Source organism: Streptomyces nanshensis (genome assembly GCF_001751255.1).
Classification (GTDB): domain Bacteria; phylum Actinomycetota; class Actinomycetes; order Streptomycetales; family Streptomycetaceae; genus Streptomyces; species Streptomyces nanshensis_A.
The window spans coordinates 1-15410 of sequence record NZ_LJGW01000104.1; the positions used below are offsets into that span (position 1 = coordinate 1).

At 69.4% G+C, this 15410-nt stretch carries 5 protein-coding genes, 1 tRNA gene, 1 rRNA gene and 2 pseudogenes; 8 read left to right on the plus strand and 1 reads right to left on the minus strand.

Translation table 11 applies throughout. The annotated features are described in order from the left end of the window. The first annotated feature begins 120 nt into the window (after positions 1 to 120). The 3 genes from rrf to AN218_RS05355 all read left to right on the plus strand — a co-directional run bounded on the left by rrf (position 121) and on the right by AN218_RS05355 (position 1153). Positions 121 to 237 (plus strand): 5S ribosomal RNA (rrf, locus tag AN218_RS05345). A 103-nt stretch (positions 238 to 340) separates the two neighbouring features. Continuing rightward, positions 341 to 1021, plus strand: coding sequence for a DegT/DnrJ/EryC1/StrS family aminotransferase (locus tag AN218_RS05350; RefSeq protein ID WP_070015454.1), 681 nt, complete (start codon positions 341 to 343; stop codon positions 1019 to 1021). Positions 1022 to 1080: 59 nt separating this feature from the next. Continuing rightward, positions 1081 to 1153, plus strand: a tRNA-Thr gene (locus AN218_RS05355). A 74-nt stretch (positions 1154 to 1227) separates the two neighbouring features. On the opposite strand, the gene AN218_RS05360 is transcribed toward AN218_RS05355, so the two are convergent. Further along, complete coding sequence (locus tag AN218_RS05360; RefSeq protein ID WP_244900302.1) at positions 1228 to 3840, minus strand: SpoIIE family protein phosphatase; 2613 nt, start codon at positions 3838 to 3840, stop codon at positions 1228 to 1230. Between the two features lie 508 nt (positions 3841 to 4348). On the opposite strand from AN218_RS05360, the pseudogene AN218_RS05365 reads away from it, so the two are divergent. The 5 genes and pseudogenes from AN218_RS05365 to AN218_RS05380 form a co-directional block, all read left to right on the plus strand. Further along, positions 4349 to 9475 (plus strand): annotated as a pseudogene (locus AN218_RS05365) (HAMP domain-containing protein); the annotation flags it as partial. Positions 9476 to 10015: 540 nt separating this feature from the next. Then, positions 10016 to 10399, plus strand: a pseudogene (locus AN218_RS39165) (response regulator); the annotation flags it as partial. Positions 10400 to 10645: 246 nt separating this feature from the next. Then, positions 10646 to 11362, plus strand: coding sequence for a response regulator (locus AN218_RS05370; protein ID WP_070015455.1), 717 nt, complete (start codon positions 10646 to 10648; stop codon positions 11360 to 11362). Positions 11363 to 11652: 290 nt separating this feature from the next. Beyond that, positions 11653 to 14352 (plus strand): FtsK/SpoIIIE family DNA translocase, encoded by a 2700-nt coding sequence (locus tag AN218_RS05375; RefSeq protein ID WP_070015466.1) that lies wholly within the window; start codon positions 11653 to 11655, stop codon positions 14350 to 14352. 189 nt (positions 14353 to 14541) lie between these two features. After that, positions 14542 to 15366, plus strand: coding sequence for a helix-turn-helix domain-containing protein (locus AN218_RS05380; protein ID WP_070015456.1), 825 nt, complete (start codon positions 14542 to 14544; stop codon positions 15364 to 15366). Positions 15367 to 15410 lie beyond the last annotated feature (44 nt).

The following is a 15410-nucleotide window of genomic DNA, read 5'->3' on the forward strand; positions in this document are numbered from 1 at the left end:
GTGCAGCTCTGAAACCACAACCACCAGCACCACGGTTGGTTTGATATGTGAAGAGTGCGCTGACAACACACGACACGAGTTTCCCCCCTTAGCCCTGCTGTGGGTGTGTGGGGGGTGTGTTTCGGTGGTCATAGCGTGAGGGAAACGCCCGGATCCTTTCCGAACCCGGAAGCTAAGCCTTACTGCGCCGATGGTACTGCATGCGGGAGCGTGTGGGAGAGTAGGACACCGCCGAACTCCTTGTATAGGGGCTGTGGTTCCTGGACTGTTCAGTTCGGGAGCCACAGCCCTTTTTCATGTCGTCACCCGGAGTTCATTTTGCGCCCGCACCATCGGCGCCATGAGCGCGACTGAGATCACAGCCGTCGGGATAGGAAGCGGAGACGAGGTTGTGGTGCCGGCCTTCGGGGGTGCCGAAGTGGCGGATGCCGTAAGGGCGTTGGGGGCGCGTCCCGTGTTCGCGGATATAGATCCGCTGAGCTTCTGCTTGTCCCCCGCGGCGGTGGAGTCCGCCGCGACGGACCGGACGGTCGCCATCGCGCCCGTGCATCTCTTCGGGCACCCCGCGGACATGGTGTGTCTGCACGAGGTGGCGCAGCGGCGAGGGCTGCGGGTGATCGATCCGGACGACGGGCCGGGCGTGGTGTCCGTCGACGCCGTCCGGCGGCGGCAGTTCGCCGACTATCTGGACCGGCGGCTGCGAGGCGTGGTGAAGCCGCGCGTCGCGCTCGGTGTGCAGCACGCGTTCACGGAGTACGTGGTGCGGGTGCCGGGCAACGGGCGGCCGGACCGGGACGCGTTCAAGCGTGCGCTCCGCGCGCGCGGAGTGGCGTGCTACGTACCGGTGAAGATCCCCGCGCACCGCACGGCGGAGTTCCGTACGGACGTGTGGCTGCCGGAGTCGGAGCGGGCCGCGGACGAGACACTGGCGCTGCCGCTGGAGACGTCCATGACGAAGCGGGATCTCCACCGGCTCGTCTCCGCGTGCAACGGCCTTGGCGGGCTGATGGATTCGGCCTGACGGCCGTCGGCGTACGGAGCACTCTGCCGGGTCGGGTAAGATCGTCGTCGCCGAACGGCGCCCCAATAGCTCAGTCGGCAGAGCGTCTCCATGGTAAGGAGAAGGTCAACGGTTCGATTCCGTTTTGGGGCTCGGAGCATATGAGTTGAGAGGGGGCTTCCGTCCGCGGACGGAAGCCCCCTCTCGTATGTCTGCGTCCTTCCCGCCTATTCGGGGACGCGCATCGCGAGGATGGCCATGTCGTCGGACGGTGCCGCGCTCGCGAAGCGTTCGACGGCGCGCATGATCCGGGCGGCCACCGCGCCCGCCGTCAGGCCCGTACAACTCGTCAGCACCTCGGCGAGGCCGTCGTCGCCCAACATGCGGGTGCCTTCGCGGCGTTCGGTCACGCCGTCCGTGACGCACAGCAGCACATCGCCCGGGTCGAGGACGACCGTCTGCTCGTACAGCTCCAGGTCGTCCATCACGCCGAGGAGCGGCTGCGGATCGGCGGCCGGTTCGACGCTGCCGTCCTGGCGCAGACGCAGCGGCAGCGGATGGCCCGCGCAGACCACCTTGAGCTCGGCGCTGCCGTCGGGCTGCGGCCTCAACTCCCCGTACAGCAGCGTCAGAAAGCGGCTGCGGGCGCCCTCGTCGAGGATCGCGGTGTTGAGCCGGTCCAGTACGGCGGGGCCGCCGAGGCCCTCGCGGGCGAGCAGGCGCAGGGCGTGCCGCGCCAGGCCCGTTACGGCGGCGGCCTCCGGTCCCGTGCCGCAGACGTCGCCGATCGCGAAGCCGTAGGTGTCCTCGGAGATGTCGAACAGGTCGTAGAAGTCGCCGCCGACCTCGTTGCCCTCGCCCGCCGCGCGGTAGATGACCTCGACCTCGACGCCGCCGCTGACCTCGGGCAGTTCGGGCGGGAGCAGGCTGCGCTGGAGGGACTGGCTGATGGCCGTACGTTCCGAGTAGAGGCGGGCGTTGTCGAGGGCGAGCGCGGCACGGCGGGAGAGGTCCTCGGCGAGTTCGAGGATCTCCTGACGGAAGCGCTCCTCCGCGGGCTTGCCCAGCGTCAGCATGCCGATGACGCGGTTGCGGGCGACGAGGGGGAGGACGACGGTCTCGCCGCCCACCGCCGTCGCGGTGGCCCGGGTCGAGCCGGGCGAGAAGTGCTCCTCCTCGCCGAGGACCACCGAACGCAGCGAGCTGCGCAGGGCCGCGGAGTGCGCGGCGTCGGACGGTGCGCTCCACACGCGGGCGCCCGGAGTGGGCACCGGGTCCGGCGGATCGACCTTGCTGAGCAGTGCCTTGAGGTGGTCGATGCGGTCCTCGTCCTCGTGCAGCACGTAGGAGAGCTTGGGGTCGGAGCCCGGCTCGGCGACGGTGTAGACGGCGCACCAGGCGGCGAGCGTGGGGACCGTCATCTGCGCCATCAGCGCCAGCGTCTGGTCGCGGTCGAGCGTGCCGGCCAGCAGGTCGGACGCCTCGACGAGGAAGGACAGCGAGCCGCGGCGCAGCCGCTCCAGCTCGGTCAGCCGGGCCCGTTCGACGGCGAGCGCGATGCGGTCGGCGGCGAACTGGAGGCGCAGCGCCTCCTCGTTGGTGTAACGGCCGGGTGACTCGGTGGCCACGCCCAGTGAACCGGTCAGCCGCCCCTCGACCTTGAGCGGGACGGTGACCACGGAGCGCATGCCCGTGCCCGCGAGCAGCGGGACCGCGCCCGGTACGACCGTGAGGTCCTCGTGTACGGAGGGCATGCGCGCGGATCCGTACCGTCCCGTGCCGGCCTCGACCGGTACGCGGGCGAAGCGCTGGCGGGCAGAGGGCAGGCCCGTGGAGGCGCGGACCTCCAGTTCCGTCTCGTCGTCGGTGGCGAGCAGGAGGTAGGCGGAGTCGCCGTCGAGCATGTCGCGGGCACGCTCCACCGTTCGCTGGAGCAATCCGTCGAGGTCGTCCGGTGCCGGCGAACCGATAAAGATTTCGAAGGGGTCACCGTGGGTCTCGCCGGTTTCCTGCCGGCTCGCGGAGTCCGGCGCGGGAGTGCGCAACGGCGACTGGAGAACGGCCCGTTCGTGGTCGCGTACCAGCAGGCACACCGTGGACGGCTCCCCGTCGCTGTCACGCACGCGCAGGTGGGAGGCGTAGACGGGGATCGTACGGCCGTCGGCGTCCCGCAGCCCGTAGGAGCCCTCCCAGCGGGAGAGCTGCAGCGCCTCGGCGATGCCGGTGCTGGTGCCCGGGGTGTGGGGCCATGCGGCGAAGTCGTTGAGGGGCTTGCCGATGACCTGGTCCGCCGGGTAACCGAAGAGCTGCTGTGCGTCGTCGTTCCAGGCGGCGATGGCGCCGCCGCGGTCGATCTGGACGACGGCGACGAGGACGCGGGTGTCGGCGACCGGCAGTGCGTCGTCGGGCAGCGCGGGGCCCGCCGCACGCGTGCCCACGGGACGTTCGGGCAGGTCGAGGCTGAACCAGACGCGCTTGTCGGCGGCCGTGTAGTCGACGCCCCAGTGGGAGGCGAGAGCGGCGCACAGCAGCAGTCCCCGGCCTCCTTCGCGGTCCGGGCTGCCGAGGATGTGCGCCGGGTCCTGCAGGGGCAGTTCGCGCTCCGGGTAGCGGTCGACGACCTCGATGCGTACGCCCTCGCCGTCGCGCAGGCACACGACTTCGGCGGCCGTGCCCGCGTGTACGACGGCGTTGGTGACGAGTTCGCTGGTCAGCACGACGGCGTCGTCGACGATGTCGCCCAGCCCCCACCCCTGGAGGGTGTCCCGCACGAAGGCGCGGGCCGTCGCGACGGAACGTCCGACAGGCTCGAACGTGGCCGCTGCCCTCGCGGTGATCACTCGTCTCCCCTTGTATCGCTGATCGCTGCCCGTCCGCACACCGGCCGCGTCCCGCGGTGTGTGCTGCGTCGCGATGACGGGCGCTCCCGGGCCGCCCTGAGCCGGGTCCGCCGGGCCGGCGCCGTTGCCCCCGGCCGGGAGGCCCGCGTCGCCGTCAGCGGGCATGCTCCCGCGCTCGGCGCTCTGTTCTTGCGTCACCCGCGGCGCCCCTCCGTTGCCTTTCATGCTCTCGCAGCCGCCCGCCCTGACCGTGCGCTTCCACACGACTCGCACTTTTCGCACTCTGTCCGCAACACGGGACGGATGGACAGCCGGGAGCCAGGTTACTTACGTTCGCAGTGTGCGCGGGTGCCGGATCCAGTGTGTTTTCCGTCCGGGGTGTGTGGAGAGCCGTGTGCCATGCTGCCGAACTGTTATCGCCTGGTTCGGGCAGGGTGAAACACTGGGAAGGCTCGAAGCAGAAGCCCGGGTATGACGGCAGTACGGTCGACCCTTCGGGAGGGACACGGTGGAGTCTGGCGCAGCGGTGCGCAGCAAGAGTGCGCGCGCGAAAGGCAGCCGCTCCCGGAAGAGCGGGACGATCGAGGTGGACGCGGCGTCGGTCAACCGGCTGCTGACGGCTCTGACGGCGATGCGGGACGGTAACTTCCGTAAACGCCTCACCGTCACCGGTGACGGGCCCATGGCCGAGATCGCCGCCGTCTTCAACGAGGTGGCCGACCAGAATCTCCATCTGACCGGGGAGCTGGCCCGCGTACGGCGGGTGGTGGGCCGCGAGGGGAAGCTGACGGAGCGGCTGGAGACCGGTACGTGCGAGGGGTCGTGGGCCGCGGCCATCGACGCGTCGAACGCCCTGGTCGAGGACTTGGTGCGGCCCGTCTCCGAGGTCGGCAGGGTGCTCACCGCGGTCGCGGAGGGCGATCTGGAACAGCGCATGGATCTGCGCTCGCGCGGCGCGGACGGCAGCGGACGGCCGCTGCGCGGCGAGTTCCTGAAGGTCGGCCGTACGGTCAACGGACTCGTCGATCAACTCTCGGCGTTCACGGACGAAGTGACGCGCGTCGCGAGCGAGGTCGGCACGGAGGGGAAGCTCGGCGGCCAGGCGCGGGTGCGCGGCATGTCCGGTTCCTGGAAGGACCTGACGGACTCCGTCAACACGATGGCGTCCCGGCTGACGGCTCAGGTGCGGGACATCGCGCTGGTGACGACCGCCGTCGCCAAGGGCGATCTGTCACGCAAGGTCACCGTCCATGTGGCCGGTGAGATGCTCGAGTTGAAGAACACCGTCAACACGATGGTCGACCAGCTCTCCTCCTTCCAGTCGGAGGTGACGAGGGTCTCCCGCGAGGTCGGCACCGAGGGCGAACTCGGCGGCCAGGCCCGGGTGCAGGGCGTCGCGGGCGTCTGGAAGGACCTCACGGACTCCGTCAACCTCATGGCGGGCAACCTCACCTCGCAGGTACGCGAGATCGCGCAGGTGACGACGGCGGTCGCCAACGGCGACCTGTCGCAGAAGATCACGGTGAACGCACGCGGCGAGGTCGCCCAGCTCGCCGAGACGATCAACACGATGACGGAGACGCTCCGTACGTTCGCCGACGAGGTGACGCGTGCGGCCAACGAGGTCGGTACGGAGGGCGTACTCGGCGGTCAGGCGCAGGTGCCCGGCGCCGCCGGCATCTGGAAGGACCTCACCGACTCGGTGAACACCGCCTTCCGCAACCTCACCGCGCAGGTGCGGGACATCGCGCAGGTGACGACGGCGGTGGCGAACGGCGATCTGTCGCAGAAGGTGACCGTGGACGTCTCCGGCGAGATGCTGGAGCTGAAGACGACGGTCAACACGATGGTCGACCAGCTCTCGTCCTTCGGCGCCGAAGTGACCCGCGTCGCGCGGGAGATCGGCGTCGAGGGCGAACTCGGCGGCCAGGCGCAGGTGCCCGGCGCGGGCGGCACCTGGAAGGACCTCACCGACTCGGTGAACACCGCCTTCCGCAACCTCACCGGACAGGTGCGCAACATCGCGCAGGTGACGACGGCGGTGGCGAACGGCGATCTGTCGCAGAAGGTCGCCGTGGACGTCTCCGGCGAGATGCTGGAGCTGAAGACGACGGTCAACACGATGGTCGACCAGCTCTCGTCCTTCGGCGCCGAAGTGACCCGCGTCGCGCGGGAGATCGGCGTCGAGGGCGAACTCGGCGGCCAGGCGCAGGTGCCCGGCGCGGGCGGCACCTGGAAGGACCTCACCGACTCGGTGAACACCGCCTTCCGCAACCTCACCGGACAGGTGCGCAACATCGCGCAGGTGACGACGGCGGTGGCGAACGGCGATCTGTCGCAGAAGGTCGCCGTGGACGTCTCCGGCGAGATGCTGGAGCTGAAGAACACCGTCAACACGATGGTGGATCAGCTCAGTTCGTTCGCCGAGCAGGTCACGAGGATGGCCCGGGACGTCGGTACGGAGGGACGGCTGGGCGGCCAGGCACGCGTCGACGGCGTCTCCGGTACGTGGAAGGACCTCACCGACTCCGTCAACTTCATGGCGGGCAACCTGACGTCGCAGGTCCGCAATATCGCGCAGGTGACGACGGCGGTGGCCCGCGGCGACCTCTCTCAGAAGATCGAGGTCGACGCCCGCGGCGAGATCCTCGAACTGAAGAACACCATCAACACGATGGTCGACCAGCTCAGCGCGTTCGCCGAGCAGGTCACCCGGGTCGCCCGCGAGGTCGGCACGGAGGGACGGCTCGGCGGTCAGGCCCAGGTGCCGGGCGTGGCCGGCGTCTGGCGCGATCTGACGGACTCCGTGAACGGCATGGCCGGCAACCTCACGGACCAGGTGCGCAACATCGCGCAGGTGGCCACCGCGGTCGCGCGCGGCGACCTCTCGCAGAAGATCACCGTGGACGCGCGCGGGGAGATCCTGGAGCTGAAGAACACCCTCAACACGATGGTGGACCAGCTCTCTTCGTTCGCGGAGCAGGTGACGCGGGTGGCCCGCGAGGTGGGCACCGAGGGCATCCTCGGCGGCCAGGCGGAGGTCAAGGGCGTCTCGGGTACGTGGAAGGACCTCACGCAGTCCGTCAACTTCATGGCGAACAACCTGACGTCGCAGGTGCGCAACATCGCGGAGGTCACCACGGCGGTCGCGCAGGGCGATCTGTCGAAGAAGATCACCGTGGACGCGAAGGGCGAGATCCTCGCGCTGGTGACGACGGTCAACACGATGGTGGACCAGCTCAGTTCGTTCGCGGAGCAGGTCACCCGCGTCGCCCGTGAGGTCGGCACGGAGGGCATGCTCGGCGGTCAGGCGCGGGTGCCGGGCGTCACCGGCATCTGGAAGGACCTCAGCGAGAACGTCAACCTGATGGCGAACAACCTCACCAGCCAGGTCCGTAACATCTCGCAGGTCGCGACCGCGGTCGCCAACGGCGACCTGACGAAGAAGGTCACGGTCGAGGCGAGCGGCGAGGTCGAGCAGCTCGCGGACACCCTCAACACGATGGTCACGGCGCTCTCCACGTTCGCCGAGGAGGTCACCCGCGTCGCCCGCGAGGTCGGCACGGACGGCGTCCTGGGCGGCCAGGCACGGGTCGCCGGAGTCGCCGGTACGTGGAAGGACCTGACGGAGTCGGTGAACTCCATGGCGTCCAACCTCACCGGACAGGTCCGCAACATCGCCATGGTCACCACCGCCATCGCCCGCGGTGACCTCACCAAGAAGATCGACATCGAGGCCAACGGCGAGATCCTGGAGCTGAAGACGACGATCAACACGATGGTCGACCAGCTCTCCTCCTTCGCCGAGCAGGTGACCCGGGTGGCCCGAGAGGTGGGCACCGAGGGCCAGTTGGGCGGCCAGGCACGCGTACGCGGCGTCGCGGGCACGTGGAAGGACCTCACCGACTCGGTGAACGAGATGGCCTCCAACCTCACCCGGCAGATGCGGGCGATCGCCGACGTCGCCACCGCCGTGACCCGCGGCGACCACAACGTACGCATCGACGTCGAGGCGGCCGGTGAGATCCTCCAGCTCCAGGGCTACATCAACACGATGATCGCCAACCTCCGCGAGACGACCCTCGCCAACCAGGAGCAGGACTGGCTCAAGGGCAACCTCGCGCGCATCTCCGGCCTCATGCAGGGCCGCCGCGACCTCAACGACGTCGCCGGGCTGATCATGAGCGAGCTGACGCCCGTCGTCTCGGCGCAGCACGGCGCCTTCTTCCTCGCGTACTCCACCGGCGAGGACAAGGAGGACGTGGGCGTCGGCGCGGACCACAGCGCCGACGCCAACTACGAGCTGCGCATGGTGGGCAGTTACGGCTACTCGACCGACACCATGCCGACGACGTTCACGCCCGGGGAGTCTCTGATCGGCACGGCGGCCAAGGAGGCGCGGACGATCCTCGTCGAGAACGCGCCGCCCGGCTATCTGAAGATCTCCTCCGGGCTGGGGGAGGCGCCGCCCGCGCACGTCATCGTGCTGCCCGTGGTCTTCGAGGGGACGATCCTCGGCGTGATCGAGCTGGCGGCTTTCCAGCCCTTCGCGCAGATCCAGAAGGACTTCCTCAACCAGATCGCCGAGATGATCGCCACGAGCGTCAACACGATCAGCGTCAACACCAAGACGGAGCTGCTGCTTCAGCAGTCGCAGGAGCTGACGGAGCAGCTACGGGAGCGCTCCGAGGAGCTGGAGAACCGGCAGCGCGCCCTCCAGGAGTCCAACGCACAGCTCGAGGAGAAGGCCGAGCAGCTCGCGCAGACCAACAGCGACATCGAGATCAAGAACAGGGAGATCGAAGAGGCGCGGCAGGTGCTGGAGGAGCGCGCCGAGCAACTGTCGGTCTCGATGCGCTACAAGTCGGAGTTCCTGGCGAACATGAGCCACGAACTGCGTACGCCGCTCAACTCGCTGCTCATCCTGGCGAAGCTGCTCGCGGACAACGCGGAGGGCAATCTCTCCCCGAAGCAGGTCGAGTTCGCCGAGACGATCCACGGCGCCGGATCCGATCTGCTCCAGCTCATCAACGACATCCTCGACCTGTCCAAGGTCGAGGCGGGCAAGATGGACGTCAGCCCCACGCGCATCGCGCTCGTCCAGCTCGTCGACTACGTGGAGGCCACCTTCCGCCCGCTGACGGCGGAGAAGGGGCTGGACTTCTCCGTACGCGTCTCACCGGAGCTGCCCGCCACGCTGCACACCGACGAGCAGCGGCTGCTCCAGGTGCTGCGCAACCTGCTGTCCAACGCGGTCAAGTTCACCGACACCGGCGCCGTCGAGCTGGTGATCCGCTCGGCGCACGCGGACGTTCCCGAGGTCATCAGGGAGCAGATGCTGGAGCACGGTTCGCTGCTGGACGCCGACGCGGAGCTGATCGCGTTCTCGGTGACCGACACCGGCATCGGGATCGCCGCGAGCAAGATGCGGGTGATCTTCGAGGCGTTCAAGCAGGCGGACGGCACGACGAGCCGCAAGTACGGCGGTACGGGCCTGGGCCTGTCCATCAGCCGGGAGATCGCGCGGCTGCTGGGCGGCGAGATCTACGCGGCCAGCGAGCCGGGCCGCGGCTCCACCTTCACGCTCTATCTGCCGCTGCACCCGACCGAGCTGCCGCCGCAGGGCTATGCGCAGATCGGCTCGGGCACCCTGGCCATCTCGGCCGCCGCGGAGACGGGAGCGGCCGCGGCGGAGCGCATCCGGCCGCTGGAGCGCGTCGAGGAGGAACCGGCCGAACTGACGGGCGGGGACGAGGAGTCCGGCTACGGCGGCTCGGCTGCCGGCGCCGCCGAGTTGGAAAGCGGAGCAGCCGGCGAGGGCCCGGAGAGCGCGGAGGCCGGAGCCCACGGCACACAGGAGCAGCACGAGCAGTCCGCGAACGACATCGCCGCATCCGAAGCGGAACGGGCCGCGGCCTCGCTCGTACGCCGCCGGAAGCAGCGCAACGCCACCGAGCCCGAGCAGCAGCCGGAACTGCCGCCGGAGGCACAGCCCGAGCCGCGCGCCCTCCAGAACGGACGCGGCACCAGGGGCGCCCAGCAGGGCCGTACGGCCACGGGCACCGGCTCCGGACCGGGCGGCGGCAGGACGGCCGACGCGTCCGCCGGACGGCAGGAGAGCGGCGACGAGGCATGGCTGCACAGCGGACAGGACCTGGTGGACCCGGGCCCCGGCGGGGACTTCGGAGGTGAGAAAGTCCTCATCGTCGACGACGACATCCGCAACGTCTTCGCCCTGACGAGCGTGCTCGAACAGCACGGACTCCAGGTGCTGTACGCCGAGAACGGCCGCGAGGGCATCGAGGTGCTCGAACAGCACGACGACGTGACCGTGGTGCTGATGGACATCATGATGCCGGAGATGGACGGCTACGCGACGACGGCGGCGATTCGCAAGATGCCGCAGTTCGCGGGGCTGCCGATCATCGCGCTGACGGCCAAGGCCATGAAGGGCGACCGGGAGAAGAGCATCGAGGCAGGGGCGTCCGACTACGTCACGAAACCCGTGGACACCGACCATCTGCTCGCCGTCATGCAGGAGTGGATGAGCGCGCGTTGATGTGGCACGGTGCTGGTAGCAGCCGGTCGCTGACGCAGTGTGCCGACGACGTGTGGAAGCACGGTCGGCCGGGAACCTATCGGTCTTCTGAGACGTTTTTGCTGTGTGCACAGTGACATCACGGTGACAGGGTGTGGCGAACACCGGCGTGCGGCTACGATGACCCGCACAAGGACGGGCGGCGCTGTCGTTGAACGGCCCCCAGGGGCGGCGTCCGACAGACTGCCGGGGCGAGGAGGACGGGCCATGGTGCAGAAGGCCAAGATCCTCCTGGTCGATGACCGGCCGGAGAATCTGCTGGCGCTGGAGGCCATTCTCTCCGCGCTCGATCAGACGCTGGTGCGGGCATCGTCAGGGGAGGAAGCGCTCAAGGCGCTGCTGACGGACGACTTCGCGGTCATTCTGCTCGATGTGCAGATGCCCGGCATGGACGGCTTCGAGACGGCGGCCCACATCAAGCGCCGGGAGCGCACGCGCGACATCCCGATCATCTTCCTCACGGCCATCAACCACGGTCCGCACCACACCTTCCGGGGATATGCGGCGGGCGCCGTCGACTACATCTCCAAGCCCTTCGACCCGTGGGTGCTGCGCGCCAAGGTCTCCGTCTTCGTCGAGCTGTACATGAAGAACGTCCAGCTCCGTGAGCAGGCGTCGCTGCTGCGGCGGCAGTTGGAGAACGGGAACGGCTCGGGTGCCTCCGGCCAGGCGGCGTCCGAGAGCACGGAGGCCGAGGAGGGCGCCGAGTCCCCGGGGCTGCTGTCCGAGCTGTCCGCACGGCTGGCCGCCGTGGAGGAGCAGGCCGAGGCGCTGTCCAAACAGCTCGGCGACAACGCGGAGTCGGCGACCGTCGCCACGGCCGCGCACCTCGAACGGAAGATCACCGGCCTGCGAAGAGCCCTCGACGCCCTGGAACCGGGGGCCGGAGGCGGCGCGTCGGCGCAGGTGCCCTCGCAGAACTGACCGTGTACTCGGCCGCGCGCCGGCGGAACTGCCGTGCGGCGGTGCGGAGTTCGCCACCCTTTCGTGTCACATGACTCGCACGCCGCACCGCCGTACGACGTGACGTGGGCCGCAAGGCGTCGCTGTGTCCCCGTGAGCGCCCATGAGAGCGAGCCAGCCTGAGAGCCCGTCAGGCGGGCGCCGGAGTACGCCCGGTGGCGCCGGGAGCCGCCGTCGCCCCGGCCGTTCCGCCCGTGCGCACTGCACAGCCGTTCGTGCCCCGACAGCCCGACGACGGTAACCTCACCACCATGGCCCCTCGTACGTCCGGCTCCGGAAAGGCAGCCAAGAAAGCGCCCGCGAAGAAGGCTGCCGCGAAACGGGCTCCCGCGAAGAAGGCGCCGGCGAAGAAGGCCACCGCCAAGAAGGCTCCGGCCAAGGCGAAGGCCAAGTCCGCGCCCAAGCCCGCCCCGTCACCCACCGGCGGCATCTACCGCCTCGTGCGCGCCTGCTGGCTCGGCGTCGCCCACACGCTGGGAGCGGTGCTGCGCGGCATAGGGCGCAGCACCAAGGGGCTCGATCCGGCGCACCGCAAGGACGGACTGGCGCTGCTGCTGGTCGGTGTGGCGCTGATCGTCGCCGCGGGCACCTGGTCCAACCTCCAGGGCACCGTCGGCGACCTGGTGAAGATGCTCGTCACCGGCGCCTTCGGACGGCTCGATCTGCTGGTGCCCGTGCTGCTCGGCGTGATCGCCGTACGGCTGATCCGCCATCCCGAGAAGCCGGAGGCCAACGGCCGTATCGTCGTGGGACTTTCGGCGCTCGTCATCGGCGGGCTCGGCCTCGTCCACATCGCCTGCGGTGCGCCCGGACGGGGCGCGGGCGAGAGCGCGATCCAGGACTCGGGCGGCCTCATCGGCTGGGCGGCGTCGCGGCCCCTCATCGAGACGGTGGGGCAGACGCTGGCGGTGCCGCTGCTGGTGCTGGTCACCGTCTTCGGGCTGCTGGTCGTCACGGCCACGCCCGTCAACGCCATTCCGCGGCGGCTGCATGCGCTGGCCGTACGGCTGGGACTCGCCGATCCCCCTGCCGCCGCAGGGGAGTTGGACGACGACGAGGACGCGGACGAGCGGCCCGCGCGTCCCCGCGGCCGCGCCCACAGCATGCGCAAGGAGTACCTCGACCCGGCGCATGCGGAGAAGGAGGCCCTCGACGAGCGCCGCTCCTCGCGCAAGGGCCGCAGCCGGCGCGGCCGTTCGGACGAGCCGTTCGACGTCGCCGCGGGCGCCGCCGCCTCGCTCGACGGTGCGCTGCTGCACGGTGTGCAGCCCTCGCCGCTGGTCGCGGACCTGAGCAGCGGCGTCTCCTCCGGTGAGCGGCGCAAGGCGGCCGAGGCCGAGGAGGCGGCGGAGGACGGGGCCGGCGCGGAGTCCGGGCGCGAGGAGACGCCCGTCCCCGACCTGACGAAGCATGCGGCGCGGCAGGAGGAACCGGATTCGCTGCCGCCGCGCGCCGAACAGCTCCAGCTCTCCGGCGACATCACCTACGCGCTGCCGTCCCTCGATCTGCTGGAGCGCGGCGGCCCGGGCCGCACCCGCAGCGCGGCCAACGACCGGGTCGTGGAGTCGCTCACGAACGTCTTCACCGAGTTCAAGGTGGACGCCGCCGTCACCGGCTTCACCCGCGGCCCGACCGTCACGCGGTACGTCATCGAACTCGGCCCCGCGGTGAAGGTCGAGAAGATCACGGCGCTGACGAAGAACATCGCCTACGCCGTGGCCAGTCCGGACGTACGCATCATCAGCCCCATCCCGGGCAAGTCCGCGGTCGGCATCGAAATCCCCAACAGCGACCGGGAGATGGTGAACCTCGGCGACGTCCTGCGCTCCGCGGAGGCCACCGAAGAGGACCACCCGATGCTCGTGGGGCTCGGCAAGGACGTCGAGGGGGGATATGTCTCGGCCAACCTTGCCCGCATGCCGCACATCCTCGTCGCGGGCGCGACCGGCTCCGGCAAGTCCTCGTGCATCAACTGCCTCATCACCTCCGTGCTGGCCCGCGCCACCCCGGAGGACGTACGGATGGTCCTCGTCGACCCCAAGCGGGTCGAACTGACCGCGTACGAAGGCATTCCGCACCTCATCACGCCCATCATCACCAACCCGAAGAAGGCCGCGGAGGCCCTTCAGTGGGTCGTGCGCGAGATGGACCTGCGCTACGACGACCTCGCCGCGTACGGCTACCGGCACATCGACGACTTCAACGCGGCGGTGCGCAGCGGCAAGGCCACGGCGCCCGAGGGCAGCGAACGCGAACTGGCCCCGTACCCGTATCTCCTCGTCATCGTCGACGAGTTGGCGGACCTGATGATGGTCGCCCCGCGCGACGTCGAGGACGCGATCGTACGGATCACCCAGCTCGCCCGCGCCGCCGGCATCCATCTGGTGCTCGCCACGCAGCGTCCGTCCGTCGACGTCGTCACCGGCCTGATCAAGGCCAACGTCCCCTCGCGGCTGGGCTTTTCGACGTCCTCGCTTGCCGACAGCCGCGTCATCCTCGACCAGGCGGGCGCGGAGAAGCTGATCGGCAAGGGCGACGGCCTCTTCCTCCCCATGGGCGCCAACAAGCCGGTGCGCATGCAGGGCGCGTACGTCGGCGAGGACGAGGTCCAGGCGATCGTGGAGCACTGCAAGGCGCAGATGTCGCCGGTCTTCCGCGAGGACGTCGTCGTCGGGCAGAGCAAGAAGAAGGAGATCGACGAGGAGATCGGCGACGATCTGGATCTGCTCTGTCAGGCGGCCGAACTGGTCGTCTCCACGCAGTTCGGCTCGACGTCGATGCTTCAGCGGAAGCTGCGCGTGGGCTTCGCCAAGGCGGGGCGGCTGATGGATCTGATGGAGTCGCGGGGCGTGGTCGGACCCAGCGAAGGGTCCAAGGCGCGGGACGTGTTGATCAAGCCTGACGAACTCGATGGTGTGCTGGCTGTGATCCGCGGGGAACCTCACTCATAAGGACGAGTGAGGCAACCGTTTCCCTGGCGCGTACGTCAAGTTGGAGACAGGAGCTGGGGACGTGTCCGAACTCAGGCGGTACGACAATCCTGATGGCGTACAAAGTTCGTCGGCCCGCTTGCCCCACTCTTTTGCTCCGCCCCTAGACTGAACGTCCAGCAGGTGGCTACACGCTCGAAAGGCGCCCACGTGTCCATCGGCAATGAAGCGGAAGAAGAGGACCGGCCAACAGTCGGTCAAGCCCTCCAGCAGGCCCGAAACGAAGCACGGCTGACAGTTGACGAGGTCAGCACGTCGACGAGAGTGCGCGTCCCCATTGTCCAGGCGATCGAGGCGGACGACTTCTCCCGTTGCGGCGGCGACGTCTACGCCCGCGGTCACATCCGTACGCTCGCACGCGAAGTCGGACTCGACCCCGACGAGCTCGTCGCGCAGTACGACGGTGAGCACGGAGGACGTCCTCAGCCGACCCCGCCCGCCGCACTGTTCGAAGCCGAACGCATCCGTCCGGAACGGCGAAGGCCCAACTGGACGGCAGCCATGGTCGCCGCGATCGTGGCCGTCGTCGGATTCGTCGGCTTCACCCTCGTCGGAGGGGGCGGCGAGGAGGAGCCCTCGAAGGCGAAGGAGACCCCCTCGGCGAAGCCCACGGAGACCGGGACGCCCTCCCGGCCCCCGGTGACCAAGGACCCCCAGGACGAGAAGCCCTCGGAGAGCGCCGACCCCTCCGACAGCGCCATCGCCGCGGCCCCCGCGGACAAGGTGACGGTGCAGATGACCGCGGAGCAGGACGTGTGGATCTCCGCGCGCGACCACAACGGACGCCTCGTACACGAAGGCGTGCTGAAGAAGAGCAAGAGCAAGGTCTTCACCGACGACAAGCGCCTCAGCCTTGTACTCGGCAACGCCGGCGGCGTGAAGCTCTACGTCAACGGCAAGGAGGTCAAGGACGTCGGCGAGGACGGTCAGGTACAGCGCGTCAGCTACACCCGGGGCGATCCCGAAGCAGGCTAGGCCCCGGCGCCGACGGTCGTGACCTGGGCACCGCCGCGCGACCG